The 21,126-nt window shown below is 58.9% G+C and carries 17 protein-coding genes; 11 read left to right on the forward strand and 6 right to left on the reverse strand.

What is annotated here, in order from left to right; genetic code table 11:
* The first annotated feature begins 131 nt into the window (after positions 1-131).
* Positions 132-2,855 carry a bifunctional acetate--CoA ligase family protein/GNAT family N-acetyltransferase gene (locus tag JW885_09210; protein ID MBN1882338.1) on the forward strand — a complete coding sequence of 908 codons (2,724 nt, stop codon included), beginning with the start codon at positions 132-134 and terminating at the stop codon, positions 2,853-2,855.
* A 32-nt stretch (positions 2,856-2,887) separates the two neighbouring features.
* Positions 2,888-3,784: a CPBP family intramembrane metalloprotease gene (locus JW885_09215; GenBank protein ID MBN1882339.1), complete on the forward strand. Its 897-nt coding sequence runs from the start codon at positions 2,888-2,890 to the stop codon at positions 3,782-3,784.
* A 19-nt stretch (positions 3,785-3,803) separates the two neighbouring features.
* Here the strand turns inward: JW885_09215 and JW885_09220 are convergent, their stop codons facing one another.
* The 3 genes from JW885_09220 to JW885_09230 all read right to left on the reverse strand — a co-directional run bounded on the left by JW885_09220 (position 3,804) and on the right by JW885_09230 (position 6,380).
* Entirely contained in the window at positions 3,804-4,280 is a 477-nt protein-coding gene (locus JW885_09220; GenBank protein MBN1882340.1) for a tetratricopeptide repeat protein, read from the reverse strand.
* Entirely contained in the window at positions 4,267-5,061 is a 795-nt protein-coding gene (locus tag JW885_09225) for a methyltransferase domain-containing protein (GenBank protein ID MBN1882341.1), read from the reverse strand. Before JW885_09225 ends, JW885_09220 begins: the two co-directional genes overlap by 14 nt.
* Positions 5,062-5,201: 140 nt before the next feature.
* Positions 5,202-6,380: a thiolase family protein gene (locus JW885_09230; protein MBN1882342.1), complete on the reverse strand. Its 1,179-nt coding sequence runs from the start codon at positions 6,378-6,380 to the stop codon at positions 5,202-5,204.
* A 358-nt stretch (positions 6,381-6,738) separates the two neighbouring features.
* Between JW885_09230 and JW885_09235 the strand changes: the two genes are divergently transcribed.
* The 3 genes from JW885_09235 to JW885_09245 all read left to right on the forward strand — a co-directional run bounded on the left by JW885_09235 (position 6,739) and on the right by JW885_09245 (position 10,285).
* Complete coding sequence (locus JW885_09235; protein ID MBN1882343.1) at positions 6,739-8,034, forward strand: MFS transporter; 1,296 nt, start codon at positions 6,739-6,741, stop codon at positions 8,032-8,034.
* Between the two features lie 188 nt (positions 8,035-8,222).
* Positions 8,223-9,098: an SGNH/GDSL hydrolase family protein gene (locus JW885_09240; GenBank protein ID MBN1882344.1), complete on the forward strand. Its 876-nt coding sequence runs from the start codon at positions 8,223-8,225 to the stop codon at positions 9,096-9,098.
* Between the two features lie 245 nt (positions 9,099-9,343).
* Complete coding sequence (locus JW885_09245; protein MBN1882345.1) at positions 9,344-10,285, forward strand: 3-hydroxyacyl-CoA dehydrogenase family protein; 942 nt, start codon at positions 9,344-9,346, stop codon at positions 10,283-10,285.
* Between the two features lie 69 nt (positions 10,286-10,354).
* Here the strand turns inward: JW885_09245 and JW885_09250 are convergent, their stop codons facing one another.
* Positions 10,355-10,849: a hypothetical protein gene (locus tag JW885_09250; GenBank protein MBN1882346.1), complete on the reverse strand. Its 495-nt coding sequence runs from the start codon at positions 10,847-10,849 to the stop codon at positions 10,355-10,357.
* Between the two features lie 311 nt (positions 10,850-11,160).
* Between JW885_09250 and JW885_09255 the strand changes: the two genes are divergently transcribed.
* The 6 genes from JW885_09255 to JW885_09280 all read left to right on the forward strand — a co-directional run bounded on the left by JW885_09255 (position 11,161) and on the right by JW885_09280 (position 19,360).
* Positions 11,161-12,618 (forward strand): FAD-binding oxidoreductase, encoded by a 1,458-nt coding sequence (locus JW885_09255; protein ID MBN1882347.1) that lies wholly within the window; start codon positions 11,161-11,163, stop codon positions 12,616-12,618.
* Between the two features lie 55 nt (positions 12,619-12,673).
* Entirely contained in the window at positions 12,674-13,783 is a 1,110-nt protein-coding gene (locus JW885_09260) for a (Fe-S)-binding protein (GenBank protein ID MBN1882348.1), read from the forward strand.
* Complete coding sequence (locus JW885_09265) at positions 13,780-15,420, forward strand: glycerol-3-phosphate dehydrogenase/oxidase (protein MBN1882349.1); 1,641 nt, start codon at positions 13,780-13,782, stop codon at positions 15,418-15,420. The genes JW885_09260 and JW885_09265 overlap by 4 nt, the downstream gene beginning before the upstream one ends.
* 21 nt (positions 15,421-15,441) lie before the next feature.
* Positions 15,442-16,995 carry an FGGY-family carbohydrate kinase gene (locus JW885_09270; GenBank protein ID MBN1882350.1) on the forward strand — a complete coding sequence of 518 codons (1,554 nt, stop codon included), beginning with the start codon at positions 15,442-15,444 and terminating at the stop codon, positions 16,993-16,995.
* Positions 16,996-17,035: 40 nt separating this feature from the next.
* Complete coding sequence (locus tag JW885_09275) at positions 17,036-18,457, forward strand: MFS transporter (GenBank protein MBN1882351.1); 1,422 nt, start codon at positions 17,036-17,038, stop codon at positions 18,455-18,457.
* Between the two features lie 138 nt (positions 18,458-18,595).
* Positions 18,596-19,360 carry a pirin family protein gene (locus JW885_09280; GenBank protein MBN1882352.1) on the forward strand — a complete coding sequence of 255 codons (765 nt, stop codon included), beginning with the start codon at positions 18,596-18,598 and terminating at the stop codon, positions 19,358-19,360.
* A gap of 220 nt (positions 19,361-19,580) precedes the next feature.
* Here JW885_09280 and JW885_09285 read toward each other — a convergent pair whose 3' ends face one another.
* Entirely contained in the window at positions 19,581-20,873 is a 1,293-nt protein-coding gene (locus JW885_09285; protein ID MBN1882353.1) for a phage portal protein, read from the reverse strand.
* Positions 20,874-20,905: 32 nt separating this feature from the next.
* Positions 20,906-21,109 carry a hypothetical protein gene (locus tag JW885_09290; GenBank protein MBN1882354.1) on the reverse strand — a complete coding sequence of 68 codons (204 nt, stop codon included), beginning with the start codon at positions 21,107-21,109 and terminating at the stop codon, positions 20,906-20,908.
* Positions 21,110-21,126 lie beyond the last annotated feature (17 nt).

Consider the following 21,126-nt stretch of genomic DNA (forward strand, 5'->3'; position numbering starts at 1 on the left):
CGGAGTTCTGATATAATATTTGTTTTATTGATATTTTTTCCATATTTCTTCGATATGAATTATTATATACTCAATAGAACAGTTATTTTAGCATTATCATTACCGACCTTCGACACAAGGGGAGAACATTCATGAGCACCGTCAATCTGGATTCCATCTTCGCCCCGAAGCGCATCGCTATCGTCGGCGCAAGCGATTCACCCTCCAGCGTTGGCTACACCATCCTGAAAAAACTGGTCGGTTCCGGCTTCCCGGGAGTCATCTACCCGGTCAATCCGAAGCGCGAATCCGTTCAGGGCATACACGCCTACCCGGACGTCAAGAACCTGCCCAGCCCTGCGGACCTGGCGGTCATCTGCACCCCGGCGGGAACCGTGCCGGGCATCGTTGAGGACTGCGGCGCCATGGGAACGATGGGCGTCATTATTATCTCCGCGGGTTTTCGGGAAATCGGCGAAGAGGGGAAACGGCTTGAGACCGAGATCGAGGCCATACAACACAAATACGAGGGGATGCGCATCCTGGGACCAAATTGTCTGGGCATCATCGTTCCGCCCCTCTCCATGAACGTCAGTTTTGCCGACGCCATGCCCGGTCCGGGGCGGGTGGCGGTCATATCCCAATCGGGGGCGCTGTGTACCTCTATTCTGGACTGGGCCATCGAAAAGGGAATCGGGTTTTCCTTCTTTGTTTCCATCGGGAACATGCTGGATATATCCTTCGATGATCTCATCGACTATTTCGGACAGGATCCGAATACCGACTCCATCATCCTCTACGTGGAGTCCATCACCAACGCCCGGGAATTCATGAGCGCCACCAGGGGGTTTTCCCGGACGAAGCCGATCGTAGCGTACAAATCGGGCCGGTTCGCCGAATCCGCCCAGGCGGCCGCCTCCCACACCGGGGCGATGGCCGGCGCCGACGACGTCTACGACGCCGCCTTCATGCGGGCGGGCGTGGAGCGGGTCATCGAGATCGACGATATCTTCGAGTGCGCCGCCCTCCTTGCGGGATCAAAGCTCCCCGGGGGACCGAGGCTCGCTATTGTCACCAACGCCGGGGGGCCGGGAGTAATGGCCACCGACTCCCTCATCGCCCGCAACGGCCTGCTCGCCGAGCTGACGGATGAGACCGTATCGAAACTGGACGGATTCCTCCCCGTCTTCTGGTCCCACGGAAACCCGGTGGACGTCCTGGGAGACGCACCGCCGGAACGGCTGGCCGAGGCGACGAGGATTACCATTGACGATCCGAACGTGGATGCGGTGCTGGTGGTGCTGACACCCCAGGCCATGACCGATCCCACCGGCACCGCCAGGGAGATCGGCCGTATCGCGAAAGGCACGGAAAAGCCGATCCTCGCCGCATGGATGGGCGGGTACGCCGTCCGAGACGGAATCAAAATACTCAATAAGGCCGGGACCCCCACCTACACCACGCCCGATCAGGCCGTCCAGGCGTTCATGCACCTGGTCAACTACCAGAGAAACCTCGAAACGCTCTATGAAACCCCCAAGGAAGTTCACGTCGAGTTCACCATCGATCGCTTCAAGATCAGGGAACAGCTCGAGCCGCTGTTCAAAAAAGGGGGTGGCGACGGCCGGGACTATATTTTCTCGGAAATCGAGACCAAGAGACTGCTCGAGGCTTACGGCATCCCGGTAACCATGCCGATACTCGCCGAGTCACAGGAGACGGCCGTACAACATGCCGAAACGATCGGCTATCCCGTGGTGATGAAGATACACTCCCCGGACATCACCCATAAAACCGACGTGGGCGGCGTGGTGTTGAATCTCACATCCGAAAAAGAGGTGATAAGCGCCCACCGGAGCATGATCGAGACCGTCTCAAAAGCGGCGCCGGACGCCCGGATAGACGGGGTGACCATACAGCGGATGTTCACGGCACACGACCGCTTCGAGATGATCATGGGGGCGAAGAAAGACGTCACCTTCGGCTCGGTAATCATGGTGGGTATGGGCGGCGTGGCGGCGGAGGTGTTTCGGGATCGGGCGCTGGGCCTGCCGCCCCTCAACGAGAGCCTGGCCCGCAGGATGCTGGAATCGCTGAAATCCTGGCCGCTCTTGGAAGGATACCGGGGAAAGCCCGGGGCGAACATCGACCGATTTATCGAGATAATGATACGCTTTTCATACCTGGTGGCGGATTTCCCGGAAATCGCGGAGCTGGACATCAACCCGCTGATGGTCACAGAATCGGAGGTTATGGCCGTGGACGGCCGGGTGGTGACGGATTCACGTATTATGCCGGACGAAGTCGTCCCCTATTCCCACCTTACGGTTCGCCCCTATCCGGAGGAATACGTCCGCCCCGCGAAGCTCAAGGACGGCACCCCCGTGCTGCTCCGCCCCATTAAACCGGAGGACGATCCTCTGTGGCGGGAGCTTTTCGAAACCTATTCCGAGGAAACCATACGCTTTCGATTCACCCATCCCATCAAGGACATCACCCGGGACATGATCACCCGTTACTGTTTCATCGACTATGACCGTGAGATCGGGATCGTTCTTGAAATGACCGAGAACGGCACGGAGAAGCTCATCGGCGTCGGGCGCCTGATCATCGACACGGGACACAACACCGCCCAGTTCGTCGCCGCGGTGGGCGATCCCTGGCACGGCCGGGGCGCAGGGTCGCTTCTGATCGACTACTGCATTAAAATCGCCCGGTACCGGGGCATCCGCACGATAGGCACCAAGATGCTGCCGGACAACGAGGTGGCCATCAGGACGCTCGAGAAGCGGGGATTCGTTCTGGAGGAGGACGGGGATATCATTCGCGGCACCTTGACCGTGGAGGGGGAGTATGACGGCTTTGATTTTCCGTAAGAACGCCTTTCACGGTATGTGGGAATAGAGACATGCCCGCCCCGAAACAAAAGGCAACGTTTTTTCTCCTCATCACCTTCGGTGTATCCTGGCTGATCGCCCTTGTATATTACCTGGCGGACGGGCGATGGAACACGCCGCTCTCCGTGGTCGTCGGGGCCGTCTTCATGCTCGTTCCCATGCTGTCGGCGCTGTTCGTCCAGAAGGTACTCTATCGTCAGGCGGTCGTCGAGCCCCTGGGTATTTCCTTTCGCATAAACGTCTGGTTTTTAACAGCCTGGCTTCTGCCGGCGCTGCTGGTGTTCTGTGCCATCCCCGTGGCCATGCTGCTTCCGGGGGTGTCCTTTTCGCCGGAGCACGAGGGGCTATTCCGCCGCATGGCCGCCACCCTCTCCCCACAGCAGATCGAAGCCATGCGGGAAAGCTACGCAAACATGCGAATCAATCCCGCCCTGATGTCCCTTGTCCAGGGGCTCATTGCCGGGGCCACGATCAATGCCCTTCTCGCCTTCGGAGAAGAGCTGGGATGGCGGGGACTCTTGCAGCGGGAGTGGGAGCATCTCGGCGTGTTTACCGGCTCGGCACTGATCGGGCTGGTATGGGGCGTGTGGCATGCGCCCCTAATTGTGATGGGGCACAACTTCCCCGATCACCCGGCGGCGGGGATCTTTCAGATGATCGCGGCGACCATGCTTCTCGGTATACTCATCAGCTATATCCGTCTCCGGGCGAAATCGGTCATCCCTGCGGCCCTGATGCACGGCTCAACCAACGGCCTGTACGGGGTGTCGCTGATGTACCTCGACTGGGACAACGACCTCTCCATCGGCCTGTTCGGCACCGGGGGATGCCTGGTGATGGGAGGCTGTGTCATCCTCCTGTTTTTCTATGACCGCTTCCTCTCCAAACAACCGCTGTTTGAAAAGTGACGTTTCAAGAAAGGACGCGTCAGGGCCACAGCTTGAGCTCCTTGACGGCGTCGCATCCCTTCACTATCCCCAGCTCGCATGCGCGATCCAGGTCCTGGGCGGCCTCGGAGGACAGCCCCAGGTGAGTGTATGCGATGCCCCGGTTGTAGTACGCGGCGCCTGTACGGGGGTCGATTTTGATAACCAGGGAGAAGTCCCTCACCGCCCCCTCAAAATCACCGAGATAGAGACGAACATTGCCCCGGTTGCTCAGATACTCCGACTCGCCGGGGTCCAGTTCCACCGCCCGGTTGAAACATTCCAGTGCCTTTTCATATTTCCCGTTGTTTGCCAGCGATTCACCCCGGTCATTCCATTCCCGTGCCGTTTTCGGCAGAAAGCTCCACAACAAAACGCCGACCGCAAGGACCACGAGAACACACAACGCCCAGAACAACGTCCGATTTATCTTCGCCAGCGACTCGACACCTCCCCTTGACCGTTTATGATTCTTCATGACGATTCCTTCCCGCCACCACGATCAGGAACTCGCTGGTTTCAGTATAAGGAGAGAAATCATAGCCGCCGTAGGCTTCCACGTCTTTGAAGCCTGCGGCCTCGAGCATCCGCCGGTAGTCCTTCTCCAGGGGCATGAAGGGATATGTCGCGCTCCAGGTGAGGAACTCGGTGGTGGAGTCGGTGTGGATGAAATCGAGCACGTGAAACGTAATGCCCCGGCCGTGATAATCGATGACGAAGACCCGGGAGAGATCCCGATTGTTGACGACCGGCAGGAACCTCGGCTGCTCCATCATCATCCGTTCAGAAGTTCCATGGGTGATAATCAGCACGCCCCGGTCCGTGAGGGATGCGTACATGCTCGAAAGCGCCCGAATCATCTCGTCCTCACTCCCCACGTGGGGAAGGGACGTGGAGAGGCACAGGATCGCGTCGAAGGGCTCGGAAAAATGTTCCGGGAGGGAGCGGAAGTCCGCCCTGGTCAGGGGGATCTGAAGTCCCAGCCTCTTTATGTTCTCTTGTGCCACGGCGAGCATGGACGGAGAGACGTCCGAGCCGAAGAGCGACAGCCCCAGGGGAGCCAGCATTGTCAGGTACTTCCCGGTGCCGCAGGAGCAGTCCAGCACCCGATTGGCCTGATATTTCTTGAGTACCTCTTCATAAAAAGACATCCGGGCCGTGTGGTCCTCCTCCTCGAAGAGGATATCGTACCGGGAGGCGATGCCGGCGTAGAGGTCGTCGTTTGTCTCTTTATGTTTGGGTGTGTCTTGATCGTTCATGGACGCCCCCCGAGAAGTGAGAAATGATAATGGGCCCACCTTATACCACCCATGCCCGGCTGTCAACGCCGGGAGATGGATAAAAAAAGGGCCGGGGAGAAACATCCACCCGGCCCGTCTATGAAAAGCAAGGCGATTGGTTACGCCTTGACGTTCTCCCACAGGGAGGAGTTGGCGTTTCCGAATCCGCCGCAGAGGGTGGCCACGCCGTACTTCTTGTCTTTCATGTCGGTCTTCATGATGTTGTTGAGGGTCACGACGATGCGCGCGCCGGACTCACCCAGGGGGTGGCCCAGGGCGATGGCGCCGCCCCAGATATTGACGTTGTCAAAGGGGGCGTTCTTGGCGATGCCCAGCTCCCGGATGACCGCCAGGGACTGGCTGGCGAAGGCCTCGTTGAGCTCCCATACGCCGATGTCCTTGACGGTAAGGCCCGTTCGCTCCAAAAGCTTTCTGACGGCGAAGATGGGGCCGATACCCATGACGGTGGGATCGCACCCGGCCATGGCGCCGGCGACGTACTTGAGGGTGTAGTCCAGGCCCAATTTATCCGCCTTTTCCCGATCCATCAACAGCAGGGCGGCGGCGCCGGCGGTGAGGGGGGACGAGGTGGCCGCGGTCACTACGCCGTTCTCCTTGAAGGGAGACTGCATGGAGGCCATCTTCTCAATCGAGATGGATTCCCTGATCCACTGATCCCGATCGACGGTGATCTTGGTGCCGTCCTCTTCCGCTCCCTCCAGGGGGATGATCTCATTCTTGAACTTGCCGGCCTGGGTGGCCTCCCACGCCTTTTTGTGGCTCCAGAGGGCCATGTTGTCCATGTCCTCCCGGCCGACCTTATATTGTTCGGCCACCTTCTCGGCGGTGGCGCCCATGGGCAGCTCGTTGAAATCATACCGCTCGCCGATCCTGGGGGGCATCTCCAGGGCGAACATCATGGGAACCTGGGCCATGTCTTCCACGCCCGAGGCGATGTAGGTGTCACCCTCGCCCACCATGATGGCCCGGGCAGCGTGCTCCAGGGCCGCCATGCCCGAGGGACACTGCTGGCCGATACCGTTTGTGGCCACCGATTCCGGGAAGCCCCCGGCCAGCCATGCGGCCCGGGCGATGTCGTTCTGCTTGCCGGCCTGGTTGGCGGTGCCGCAGTAGACCGCTTCGATATCTTCCGGTTTCACCTTGGGATTTCTTTTAAACAGCGCGTCGTACACCGTGGTCAGGAGCACGTCCGGGGTGTGGTTCTTGAACCATCCCTTTTCCAGGTGCGCCCGGGCGTTCGCCGTACGCACACCGTCGATAATCACACATTCCTTCATGGGGTTGTATCCTCCTTTGTTTTATTACCACTCGGGTCGATGTGCCATACCGATCATATTCATGTCGATAATCGTGTGAGATAAGTTTTCTATCATGCCACATTTTAAACTGAATGGCAATTCATTTTTTTAAATTTTTTTTCGATGGAAAAACCGCCCACAGGCGCGAAAAAAAAGCATTGACGTGTCCACAAAAATTTTTTATATATAGTTTGTATATAGCCTTGGCGAATACATCCGTACCCGCACATCCCCGACACTCGCCCATTGAATGAACAACAGAACGCCGCGCAGGCGGCGTGACGATACATCCGTGTATATATAATTTATTATTCTCATCATTCAAGGAGGAATACACATGTCCGTACAATCACAGGGGAAGGCCTACCAGACGGGAGGTGGGTCGGCGCGATTTCTTCTGGTCGTGCTTTCGCTGTTGTGGATGATCAACTGGATGGACCGTCAGGTCATGTCGGCGGTGCTGGAGCCGATGATGACGGAGCTCAATCTGACCGACACCCAGGGGGGATGGCTGCATACCGTGTTTCTCTTGAGCGCGTCTCTCTTTTCGCTGCCGGTGGCTTACCTCATCGACCGGTGGAGCCGCAGGAAGGCGGTGGCCATCATGGCGGTGTTCTGGAGCGCGTTCACCTTCGTCACCGGCCTGGGAAGAAATTTTCTGACGGTCTTCATCCCCCGAACAATGGTGGGCGTGGGGGAGGCCGGCTACTCCGCCGGGGGGACCGCCATGATCACCGCGGCCTACCCCGCGGAGAAGCGGGGCACGGCGATGGGCGTCTTCAACATCTTCGTGCCCCTGGGCGCCGCCCTGGGCTACATCATGGGCGGGTATCTCTCCACACACTACGGCGGCTGGCGGACGCCCTTTTACGTCTTCGCGGTGCCGGGGATCATCCTGGGGATTTTGGCGCTCTTTCTGAAGGACTACAAGACTGTGGAGGCGGTGGAGGAGACCGGCGGCGAGCGGCCCGGTTTTATTGAATCCGCCAAGGCGGTCCTGAAGGTCCCGACGCTGAGGTGGCTCTACATCGGGCACGCCATGCACAACATCATGGCCGTGGCGGTGCTGGTGTGGCTCCCGACGTTTCTCATCCGGGCCCACGACGTAACGGAAGCCAAGGCGGGCATGACCGTGGGTGTCATCAGCCTGATGGCCATCATCGGCTCGCCCCTGGGGGGCATCCTGGCGGACCGTTGGCAGAAGAAGAATCCGAGGGGCCGGATGCTGGTGCCCGTGGTGGGGGATGTCCTCAGCGCGGCGCTTTTGATCCCGGGGCTGCTTTTGGACGTTGAAGGGGCGGGGCTGTATCTGATGTTCGCCTTCGGGATATTTTTAATGATGGGGCTTCCCTCCATCCACACCATCACCCAGGACGTGGTAACGCCGGGGCTGAAGGGTGTCTCCTGGGGGATGACGGTGCTGGCGATCTACCTGCTTGGCGGGGCATGGGCGCCGATGGCGGTGGGGGCAATCTCCGACGGCCTGGGTGCCGATGCGGATGCCTTGCGCACCGCCATCATCATCGCGGGCTGCGCCGGGTTCCTGGCGTCGCTGTTGTTTTTCATCGGCTCCCGCAACTACCCGAGCGATGTGGAGAAGGTGAAGCATTCCGTGCTGGAGGCAGAGAAATAATCTCTGGATAAGCACTGCTTAGTTTATTGCAAAAATCCCCCGGACGGCCGGTGGTCGTTCGGGGGGAATTTTCCCCTTATGACATTAAGTAATCACTTTTAACTTATTTTTTATACTTGACCCTCCCCTCCCCTTCCGGTATCCTGTCAGAAAAATGAATTAAGAAAGAGAACGAAAAGGAGAACGCGATGAAGAAGGCGCTGATGATTGCCGGTATCGTTGTGGTGGTCCTGGTGGTTTTTGTGGTGATCTTTTACACGGCGCTCTCCCGCGCGGCCCAGAAGCCGCCGGACAACAGGCCCGCCGTCTACATCTCCGAGGTCATGCCCGAAAGTGACCTTCCCACCCTCGTCTGTGCGGGAGACAGCATCACCCACGGAAGAGTCAGCCACAACTATGTGGACCTCCTGGCCGAGCGCCTGAATGGCGAGGTGGACGTGATCAACGCCGGCATCAACGGCGAGCTTGCCTGGAATCTGTTGGCGCGAAGCGACGAGATCATCGCCTGTGACCCGGAATACGTCACCATCCTCATCGGCACCAACGACGCCAACGGCTCCATGTCGGAAGAAAAGGGCCGGGCGCAGATCAAGGAAATGGGCCTTCCCCAGACGCCCACGAAAGAATGGTACAAAGAAAACCTGATCGCCCTGTGCGAGAAGCTGATCGCCTATACCGACGCCGAGATCGCGCTGCTCTCGCTGCCCCCCATCAACGAGGACATCGACCACGAGGCCTACGCCCGGGCGATGGAGTACAGCCTTGTCATCGAGGAGGTGGCCGATGAATTGGACCTCGCTTACCTCCCCCTCAACGAGACCATGGACGCCTCTCTCCGGGGGGCCGGGGGAAATCCCGCCATCGGCTATGAGGACCAGACCAAGGCGATGTACATCGGCATCGCCAAGCACTTCGTTTTGAAGAAAAGCTTCGAGGAGATCGCCGACGCCAACGGGTGCCTTCTGATAACCGACACCCTGCACCTGAGCGAGACCGGGGCGAATATCGTGGCGGACCTGATAGAGGAATTCGTCCGGGAGCACCTTCCCGAATCCGACGAGTAGTCAACGCCCGGGGGAATACGCTTCCGGTAATTTTTTAGAAATCTACACGCCCCGGCCCACCACACCGACCGGGGCGTATATCGAAACGGCAGACGAGCATACCGTCGGCCGTTTTTTTTATATCACCCGGCATCGATATCAACCCGCCGGGCGGACGCGGGATGTCCCGTCGATATTTCTTGACCGGGACCAATTCCCGGCGTAGACTGAGCGCAGTGGAACACATCATTGAAAGGGGAAATCACATGAAGGCACGCGATGTTAAAACGGCGCTGGTGGTGGGCGCCGGTGTGATGGGTCATTCCATCGCCCAGGTGTTCGCCACGGCGGGCATCGAGACCCGCCTTGTGGACCTGAACGAAGACGCATTGAAGCGGGCAATGGATCTGGTCGAAAACAACCTTGAAACGTTATCGGAAGCAAAAAGGTTGGGCAAAAAAGACATCCCCGATGTGCTGAAGCGCATCCACCCCACCACGGACCTGGAGGCGGCTGCGAAAGACGTCGATTACGTCCTTGAGGCGGTGGTGGAGGTGGACACGGTCAAGCGGGAGGTGTTTTCCCGCCTGGAGGCGGCCTGTCCGAAGGATACGGTGCTGGCCAGCAACACATCGGGGCTCGACGTGTTTGAGATCATCGATATCAAGGACCCCTCCCGCCTGGTGGTGGCCCACTGGTTCGCCCCGCCCCACATCATCCCCCTGGTGGAGGTGGTGCCCGGGGAAAAAACCGCCCCGGATGCGGTGACCCTGACCATGGAGCTTATGGAGCGGCTCGGCAAAAAGCCGGTATTCATGAAGAAATTCGCCCGCTCCTTTATCGTCAACAAGATCCAGAACAACATCTTCCTGGCGGTGATGGATATCCTGACCAACGAGCTCGCCTCGGTGGAGGACATCGACGCCGCGGTGAAGCACAGCCTGGGCATACGGCTTCCCATCGTGGGGGTGGCTCAGAGCCTGGACTTCACGGGGCTGGATCTGGTTCGGGACAGTGCGAAGAGCTACGGGATGACGTTTCCCATCATCGAAGAGAAGGTGACAGCGGGCGCCATGGGGGCGAAGACCTCCCGGGGGCTGTACGATTATCAGGGCAGAAGCGAAGAGCAGATTCTGAAAGACCGGGACCGGCTGTATCTCAAGATGCTCGATTACATGGAGAAGATCGGCGCCTTCAAGCCGGTATAAAAGACGGCGGGGAATAAAATAATAAAAAACAAGAGGCCGGGGATGCGAAGCACGCCCGGCTTTTCTTCATCAATCGGGCCACTCGATGAAGTCAATCTCCACCACTGCGCCGTTTTCCAATAGAAAGCGCACCTCTTCGTAAATCTCTCCGAAATAGAGATACATGCCATCATCGATGACGTCCGGCTGGCCCAGGCGGCGGGTAACGGTAAACGCCGAATCCCCCACGGAGAGTCCGTCAAACTCGTACGCGTCCGATGTGTAGGCCGCCTTCATCATGATCTTCTTGCCGTCGAACACCTCGTAGATGGAGAAGCTTACGTCTTCATAGATGTATTCACGTATCGTGTCCGTCTTTTTCGGCCTGTGGGTGTTGGGCCGCTCGGTCTCGACGACCTCCAGGGGATCCCCCAGGGCAAAGATGAACTCAGCCTCGGTTTTGCCGAATCGATAGAGCCCCTCATAGATGAAATCGGTGCGATCATCATACTGGGCGAGTGCCGCACCCGATATGACGACCGCCAGCACAAGACTGATACAAACCGCGGCTTTTGATATACGCATCGTTCTCGTCCTTCTTAAGTCGCTCGCGCGAGAGCAAATGAAATTATGTTTTCATCATACGACGCATTCATCCGGTTGTCAATCCACCGGAGGACAAGACGCCCGAAAATCATCCCTCGGCACCATGGGATTAAATCCCCCTCCCCCTGAAAACCGCTTTACAGCCGCCGACCGTGCTCATGTGTCCCTGAGCAAATAAGTCTTGACACCGCCGCGCCTTTTTTCTATTCTTGTTCCCAGCGTGCGTCACCGGCGACACGCATCGTCACCGGGGCGTTCTCCTCACATCCATCCTTCCAAGAGGTGACATCGTGATAGCCGATGACCGTTTCCGCCGCGTGTATCCATACCACAAAACCATCGTCGAAAGAGACCTCCGGGAGGTGCTGGGACCGGACCGGCTCATCAGCTCTCCCATAGACCGCCGGTCCTATTCCCGGGACCTGATCGTGGCATACAACAACCCCTTTCCGCCGGAAGAGGGGGACATCGCCCCGCCGATCGCCGATTTCGTGGTCATTCCCGAAACGACGGAAGAGGTCAGCGAAATCCTGAAGATCGCCAACACCCACAGGGTCCCGGTGACGCCGGAATGCGGCGGCGCCCAGGGCAGCGGCAGCACCCTCCCGCTTTTCGGCGGCATCGTGCTGGACGTCAAGGGACTCTCCCGGGTGATCGATATCGACACCGACAACCACACCGTCACGACCCAGACCGGCCTCATCGGCGCGGAGCTGGAGTCGTTTCTCAACCCCCACGGATACACGACCTGCCACTACCCCCAGTCGCTGCACGTCAGCGGCATCGGCGGGTTCCTGGCCGCCCGGAGCGCCGGGGTTCTCTCCACGAAATACGGCAAAATCTCCGAGATGGTCCTGGGCATGGAGGTGGTGCTCCCCACGGGCGAGGTCATGCGGACCAAGGCCGTGCCGAACTCCGCCGCCGGGCCGAACTTCAACTATCTGTTCATGGGCTCCGAGGGGACGCTGGGGGTCATCACCGAGGCGACGCTCATCATCCGGAAGCTGCCCGAAAGCAGGAAGTTCCTGGGGGTCCTCTTCGAGGATCTCCCCGCCGCCATGAACGGCGCCCGGCTGATCATGCGCCGGGGTCTGAGGCCCGCCGCCATGCGCGTCTCCGACGAGATGGAAACCACCTTTTACCACAAGATGAACGGCTCTTTGTTGATCGTCATGTTCGACGGCTTCGAGGAATTGTGTGAGTTGGAGCTTTCCGAGACGAAGAAGATCATCACCTCCCTGGGCGCCGAAGACCTGGGCGAGGGGCCGTGTAAGACCTGGTGGGAACAAAAGCGCTTTTCCATCGCCTTTCCCTCATCGGACCATCCGCTCTTCGGCATCCCCACCCCCGGCACCATCAGGATATCCGGCTGCATCGACTCCGCCGGAACGTTCGATTACCTGGTACAGGTCCAGCGCGGCCTCAAGGAGATGGTGGAGGGGATGGGCATGTTCCTGGGCGCCCATTTTTCCCACTGGTATCCCACCGGCGGGATGATCTACCCCACCTTCGTGGGGGAATTCAAGATCGGCCCCGAGGCCAGCACAAAATATAACGAGGTCTGGCGCCGGGGCATCGAGATCACCCAGAAGCTGGGCGGCACCATCAACCACCACCACGGCATCGGAGTGAATCTGGGCAGGTTCATGCGCTGGGAACTGGGAGACGCCGGATTCGAGAACTTCAGGAAGATCAAGCGGGCCATGGACCCGAACCATATCATGAATCCCGGCAAGCTGGGCCTATAATCGTCTGGACACATTCGGCGCCCGTATGACGGGTGCCGCACAGGAAGGAGTAATCATGCCGGACCTTACAGAAAAAACGAGACTCTGTTCCGTCTGTTTCAAGATGTGTCGGGACGTATGCCCCGTGGCCGGGGCCACCCGGCGGGAGGCGGATTCACCCCACAACCGCGCCTACTTCGCCTATCAGATAATGCAGGGGCGGGAGGGATTGACACCCGAGACCGTGTCTTATTTCTATCGATGCGCCATGTGCAAGGCGTGCCGGGAGGCGTGCGAGACCGGCATGGACGTATCGGAGATCATGCTCGCATCCCGAAGCGACATCCCGCCGAGCCTTTTGCCGCCGGAGCTTTCCGAAAAGGCCGACGACATCACGGCCGGAAAGCCCTTCGGCGGCGACTCGAAGAAGATCAAAAAGGTTATCTCGAAGAGCACCGCGGATACCGGGGAGACGCTCATTATCCTGGGGAGCCGCATTCGGGCGGGTGAGGGCGCAGCCATCAAAGCCCTCCTCTCCGTGGCGGAGAAACTCGGCGATTCCCCCTTCGTCCTCAAGGACGAGCCGGACACGGGGCATATCGCCCATTTCCTGGGCTTTCGTGACGCCACAAGGACACTCGCGAAGCATTTTCTGGCCGCGGTCGAAAAAACCGGCGCATCAACGGTCGTGTTCCTCCAGGCGGAAGACGCCCGGATGATCGCAAAGGAGTACGAGTCGATCGGAATGCCGACCCCGGGCTGGAAGGCCCTCACGCTCCCCGAATACCTGCTGGGGCTCCTGGAGGCGAAAAAACCCTCATTTGCAAAAAAAGATCCCATTACCGTCACCTATCACGATCCCGGCGGGCTGGGCAGGGAGCTTCGGCTCTTCGAAGCGCCCCGGAAAATCATCGGCATGGTTCCGGGCGTGACGCTTGTGGAGATGGGACTTTCCCGGGACACCGCCCCGGACTGCGGCTACGGCGCGGGATTGGAGCTCACGCACCCGGAAATCAGCCGGGCGATGCTCGGGCGTCTGTTTCTCCACGCCGCGTCCACCAATGCCGAGGTGCTCATCTCCGGCGATCCGGTATGCCTGGAAATGGCGGCGGCCTTCGGTAAAGATGCGGATACGGCCATTGAAACCCATGACCTTTCACTCTTTCTTGATGGATATCTACCATGAATGCGAAACAATCCTTGAAGACCTGGAGTGCAAAAGACAGAGATCGTTATCTTTCGGAACTCTCCGAAAAGACCTTTGACGTTTTGATCGTCGGCGGGGGAATCACCGGCGCCGGAATTCTTCGGGCCCTGGGCCTGAGGGGAATATCCGCCGCCCTCATCGAAAAGGACGATTTCGGATTCGGCACCTCGTCGAAGAGCACCCGCCTCGCCCACGGCGGCGTCAGGTACATCATCAACGGGGAATTCAGTCTCGTCAGCGAGGCCTGCCATGAGCGGGACTGGCTGCGGGGGGCGCTCCCCAACCTGGTCAGGCCCGTGCCCATCGTCATGATAAATCACAACCTCGCCACCTCGTTTTTCTTTGGGGCGTACCTCCGATTTTACGACCTTTTGTCCGGCTGGAACAACTACAAAAAATATGTACACCTCCCGCTTCCCGACCTCAAGAATGCCGAACCCCTGGTGAATATCCCGGGCACCCACTCCGCATCACGGATATATGAGTGCATTATCAACGACGCCCGTCTGACCCTGGAGATCGTCAAGGAGGGCGTAATGACCGGCGGCACCGCCGTCAATTACCTGGAGGCGAAACGGGTCATCACCGGAAAAGGGAGGGCAACAGGCGTTGAGGCGGTGGATCGATTGACCGGGAATACCCTCGTCATCAGGGCTAAAAACGTCGTCAATGCCTGCGGCCCGTGGACGGACGACCTCATGCCCGAAGAAGCCTCGAGGATCATCCGTCCCTCAAAGGGGATCCACATCGTCGTGAAGCGGGAAAACATCGGCAACGTGGGCGGGCTGTATGTCAAGAGTCCCGCCGACAACCGGAGCATCTTCGTCCTGGCCCACGGCGACTTCACCTACCTGGGCACCACCGACACCGACTATCCGGGAGACCTGGATCACTGCTATACCGAGCGGGAGGAATACGAATACATGAAGGTGGTGGTGGACAACTGCTTTCCCGACGCCCGATTCGAGGAAGCGGATATCCTGGGCACCTACGCCGGGGTGCGGCCGCTGGTCTTGGATCCCACCGAGACCACGGAGACGAAGACGTCCCGGCGGGAGCTCATCGACGAGGTCTATTCCGGATATTTCGTCATCACGGGAGGGAAACTCACGATCTTTCGCAGCATGGCCGAAAAGCTCATCGAACTCATGGCGAAAAAAGGCGCGGTGAGCATTAACAAATCGGATACGAACCGCTCAAAAGAACGGTTCATCCTAGGGCTGACCCCCGAGGAGTGGGCCGCATCGAATACATCCGGAAAACTCGACGAGAAGACCCTCTCTCACCTGTATCAGAATTACGGCGTTGGGGGTCTTTCCATTATCGATGCGGTTAAAAAGGACTCATCCGTGGCACATCCCATCACGAACAATCAGCTGAACATCCAGGCGGAGTTGGATTATTGCCTCGAGCATGAGATGATCACCCGGGTACGGGATTTTCTTATGAGGCGCACCAATCTGTCGCTCCACCAGCGGGACGATCACGAGACCCTAGGCCGGGAGACGGCCCGGCGCATGGGAGCGTACCTGGGATGGCATACCGCCCGCATAGAGCAGGAGGTGGCTGAATACGTCGACATCGCTCATAAGAACAGCTTTTTTCTTGACAGGTAGATCCATCCGAAGGGGGACAACATGACGGACAGAGATCTGATTCTTGCCATAGACTGCGGTACACAGAACGTCAAGGCGGCGGTGTTCGATCCCGAGGGGCGTGAGGTGGCCCTGGCCCGCCGGGCCCACGGCCCGGATATCATCCCCCAGCCGAGATGGATGGAACACGATCCCGAAGACTATTACCAGAAATCGAGGGACGCGGTGCGGGAGGTAATAGACGCCCTGGGAGCGGACGTCTCCCGGCTACGGGCGGTGGGCCTTTCCTCCCAGCGGGGCACGGCCATCCCCCTGGACAAAGACGGCGTCCCCACCCGAAACGCCATCGTCTATCAGGACAACCGCTTCACCGAAAACCTGGGCCCCCTCAGAAACCTCTGGGGCCTTTTCTTCACGATCATCGGGATGAAAAGCGCCATCGAGTATGTCCGCACCCATTCCCGCTTTATCTGGATCAAGCAATACCAGCCGGAGGTATACGAAAAAACCGCCGTATTCACCCAGGTCGCCTCGTATCTCAACTTTCGCCTCACCGGAGAAATCAACGAATCCATCGGCATGATGGTGGGGATGTTTCCATTGGATTACAAGAAGCTGGATTGGTACCCCTTCAGCGGCATACACGATATCTTCGGCGTGACCCCCGCCAAGCTCCCCCCGCTGGTTCGCCCCGGCAGCATCACCGGATACATCACAAGCGAAGCATCCGCCGATACCGGCATCCCCAAAGGACTCCCGGTGGTGGTGGGGGGTGGCGATGTCCAATCGGCGGTGTTGGGGATGGGGGTAACCGATGATACCAAGGCCGCCCTCTCCCTGGGGACCACCATCGATTTCGATATCCCCTACCATAAACATATTTCAGACAAAGAGCTTCGCTACCTTGCGTGGCCCGCGGCGGTGCCGGATCAGTATGTCCTGGAGGGGGGAGTGGGCAGCGGTTTTCTGACCGTGACCTGGTTCAAAAACGAGATCGCCACCCACGAGGCGCAACTGGCCGAAAACAGCGGAAAGACCACCGAGGACATCCTGGATGAGGCGATCGCCGATATCCCCCCCGGCTCCCTGGGTCTGATGGTCCATCCATACTGGACGCCCCCCTTTCACCGGGACGAGGCACGGGGATCCATCATCGGGCTGACCATGTCCCACGATCGCCCCCATATCTACCGGGCGATTCTGGAGGGGCTTGCCCTGGAAACCCTGACAGGCTACGAAGCCATACAGAAAAAGACCGGCATCGAGATCGAAGAGATCCGTGTGTCCGGCGGCCCCTCCCAAAGCGATCAGGTGCTTCAGATCCTGGCGGACGTGTTCCAGGTTCCCACCGTTCGCATGGAGGTCCAGGAGGCGGCGGCTCTGGGATCGGCGGTGAGCGCCGCCGTGGGATCGGGTCTTTTCACGGAGCTCTCCGACGCCGTCGGCGCCATGACCCACCCGAAAACGGTTTTTACCCCGAACCGGGAAAACCGGGATATCTACCGATTTTTATACAAGAAGTACGTCGATCTCTATCCGAAAATGGCCGATCACTACAGGGAGACGGCCTCCCTTTTGGAGACGAACGACACATAACGATACGGTTCATTCATTTTTTTTATTACGGGGGAGCGCCATGAGCCATCATTCCGGTCCCGCGGACGCGCCGGTTCGCGACCGCCTGCCTGTATTCACCAAAATATACTACCTCTTCGGTGACATCGGCATTTCTATGTGTATAGCAGGATTCAGTTTTTTCATCCTCTTCTTTTATGCAGACGTCGCGGGCGTCAGCCCCGGCCTCGTGGGAACGGTGCTGCTTCTGGCCAAGATCTGGGACGCCGTGACCGATCCGGCCTTCGGGTGGCTCTCCGACCGGACCCGCTCGCGGTTTGGGAGGAGAAAGGTCTACCTTATTTATTTCTCGATCCCCTTCGGCATCGCATTTTCCCTGTTGTGGTTTCTGCCCCAAAAGCTCGCCCCGTTTGTGCTTGATCCCGTAACAGGGGGCCGGATCGTCCTAATGAGTCCCGGGCTCATCGCCTGGATCGTGGGAATATTCTTCCTCTATTTCACGCTCTTTACGATCACGTCGGTCTCCTACTACGCCATGACGCCGGAGCTGACCCGGGACTACGACGAGCGGACAAGCCTCATCACCTTTCGTATGGTGGGGGGGACCATCGGCTATATGGCGGGCGCGGCCCTGCCGCCGGTCATCGCGGGGATGTTGAAAAGCCAGGATATCGGGTGGTTCAGCATGGGCCTGGTTTTCGCCGCGGTTACCATCATCTGTCTCTACATCACCGTGCTGGGGGTCAAACAGCGCCCGGAGCTGGAGGGGCCGCCGTCCGAGCTTCCCGCGTTTACATCCATGCTCACCTGTTTCAAGAACAAGCCCTTCGACTACCTGATGGTCATGCAGGTAGCCTCAGGTGTCTGCTTCATGCTGGTGATGAGCTACATGGCCTTTTTCCTCACCTACGTGATGGACATGGAATCACAGATCCCCATCCTGATGATCCTGCTCCTGGTGACCATCGGGGTGTTTTTGGTCTTCTGGAAGTGGCTGATGGACAGGTGGGGAAAGAAGGGGCCGGTCTACGCCCTGGGGCTGTTCATCGCCTTCAGCGCCACGGCGTCCACCTTCTTCCTCCCCCAAGGGGGGAGTTGGATGATCTACCCGATCATTTTCATCGCCGGATTCGGCTTTTCCGCCCAGTGGGTGTGCCCCTGGTCCATCTTCCCGGACGTGCTGGAGCACGACGAGCTGATGACCGGGGAGCGGCGGGAGGGGCTCTACTACGGCGTCAAGGGGTTGATCGACAAGATAGCCAGCGCCTTCGCCCTCTTCGTGGGCGGCTGGGTGCTGGAGCTGTTCGGATTCGTGGCCGGGGTCGAGCAGACCCCCCATGCGCTTCTGGGGATACGGCTCTTTTTCGGTCCCGTGCCCGCGCTGGTGATGTTTTTGAGCTTCCCGTTTCTCATCTGGTTCCCCATCACCAGGAAGACCCATCTGGAAACCCTGGCGGAGCTGGAGCGGAGAAGACAAAAGTAAAAAAACAAGAACCGCACCCATACGGTGACTTTCGCATTCCTGTCACGGGTACGCGGCGTTTAAACCCATGATTGACAGCCGTTATTCAAACGGGTATACTGTCACCGATTTTACACGGCCTGTTTTCCGGCGGCGGAGATGTTTCAAATCATACGTGCCCGCCAGCGGCATTTCGTGGATTTCGGATGGCTGAAAACCTACTGGCTTTTTTCATTCTCCTTCTACTACGATCCGCACAACATCCGATTCGGACCGCTCAGGGTATTCAACGACGATGTGATCGACCCCAACAGCGGATTCGACACCCACTCCCACCGGGAAATGGAGATCGTCACCATTCCCCTTGAGGGGGAGATCACCCACGAGGACAGCCTGGGCAATCGGACCGTCATCGCCCCGGGAGATGTCCAGTGCATGTCCGCAGGCAACGGCGTTTCCCATTCGGAATGCAATCTCACCGAAGATCCGGCTCACCTGTACCAGATATGGTTCTACCCGGACGAGCCGCGGCTCGAGCCGGGCTACGACCAGCGCTCCTTCACGGTTGAAGACCACACGAACAGGCTGTGTGTGGTGGCCTCCGGCCGGGGGGACGACCCGGCGGTGGAGTTGCACGTGGACGCGACGATCTATATGTCTCGTCTCGACCCGGAGACGGCGCTGACGCACGACTGCGGGGAGGATCGGCGGGTGTTCGTCTACCTCTCCGGCGGCATGCTTGATATCAACGGCAAACGCCTGGTTCCGGGAGACCAGGCCCGCATCGATCCGGACGGGCCGCTGGAGCTTGTCTCCCGAAACGGCGGTGATACAGCGTTCATCCTCATCGATGTCCCCTCCAGCCGGGCCATCGGCTATCCCCAGGAGATACTGTGGGGACCGGGGAGAAAAGAGATCGCGTAACATAAAAAGCGGGGGAATCCCGGACTCCCCCGCATCTCCATTTTTCTTTTTTCTGTTATGCCTCCCCTCATCCCACTGCCGGGGGACGCACCCCTCCCCGGATACACGTCCGTATCATTTTATCCTCTGAATGTTCTCCCCTCCTCGTTCGCCTGTACGCGCGTCATATGATCCGAAACGCACAGAACAATGCGGCCGGTTGAATCGGTACAAACAGACATCAATCCCCATCGATTATTTCACAATCCCTCACGGACGGGCCCACATCCCCCTCACCCCCCTTATCTTTCGCCTTTTTCGCCTCGGTCTCACACCCCAATTCCAAAAGCGCCGCCGGCAGGTGCCCGCTCTCCGCCAGGAACCGGGCCCGGCTCAGCACATAATCCGGGTCCTCCCGGTCCAGAGAGGGAAATTCCACCGTCACCTCGAAGGCGTCTGTGCCGTATTTGATGAGGAGATATTTTTCCATCAGCTCTTCGAATCCCCGACCGAGATACACCAGCTTCGTCTCGGTATAACGCTTGAGGCTCTCCAGCATGGCGTTGAGGGCCTTGGCCGAGGTGGCGGCCCTGGCCATGTCGTCTTTCAGGCGGCGGGGCACCGACCCCAGCCGATAGAGGTGGTCCAGGGCGTCGTCCACCTCCCGCTCCACCGAGGTCAGGTCCACGTCTCCGCCCACCGCCTCGATGGGGATGGGGGAGAGGGACCCTGGGGAGACCCGGATGGTCGTGCCCTGCTCTATAAAACCCGCCTCCTTCGGCGCCCAGACCCGAAACGAATTGTACTTGGTGGCCCAGGCCCTCTTCGTCAGGGCCATGTTGACGTTCTGCTGGGCCTCGATGAGATCGGCGATGCCGGACTTCCCGTACGGGGAACCCTCCACCTCCTCCCGGATGATCTTCACCACCGGGATGAAACCGAAATTGTGGGCGTCATCACTGATGAGCTTCCCGTCGGCATACCGCCGATACCCCAAGCCGTCGATCTCCTCCCGCATCGCGACCGTCCTTTCGCCGCCTTCCTCCAGGTCGTGGGTCTCCTCCCAGGAAAACACATATCGCTTCACATCCAGGTAATTCCGCTCGTCGGTCACCACCTCCACGTCCCGGGTCTCCATCTTCTGGACCGATATTCGCCCATTCCTGACGAAGAGCTTCAGAAAGAGCGTGCCGTAGTTTTCGTGGGTCCTGAGATAGCCGGGCAGTGCCTCCCAGAAACTGCGGCCGCCGCCGAAATTCCGGGAGCGAAGCCACCGACGCACCTCACCGGTTAAGCCTGTGTGGATTTCACCGGTATCCGAACGCGCCGCCGACACGTCAAACCGGGACGGCGTGAAGTTGATACGGACATCCTGGATGACCCGGATGTCGTTTTGAAAGTAAAAATCGATGATGGAAAACCGATCGTCCCTGGGGATATCGCTCGACACCCGCCGGGCCGTAAAATGGCCGAAGATTCCCTCCTTGTTCCCGTTATAGAAGTCAAGATATCTTTTTATGTCATCCCGATTCATCTGCCCCCCCATCCACATGAAAAAAGTTTCGATTACAACGACACATCCTTGCCAAAGTCCTTCTGATAGACCCGATGCTCCTTACCCAGCTGCAGCCAGCGGAGCTCCCGCCCCGGAAGGACCACCCGCCGTCCGCCCTTCCTCTTGATGATCACATACTCCCCGCGGCAGGCGACTCTCTTCACCATGGAATAGGTCCGCATCTCTCCGTCGGTGAACTTTGCCTTTGCCAGCATACTCGATCTCCCTTCGT

This window comes from Candidatus Zymogenaceae bacterium (assembly GCA_016931225.1).
Taxonomy (GTDB): domain Bacteria; phylum Desulfobacterota; class Zymogenia; order Zymogenales; family Zymogenaceae; genus JAFGFE01.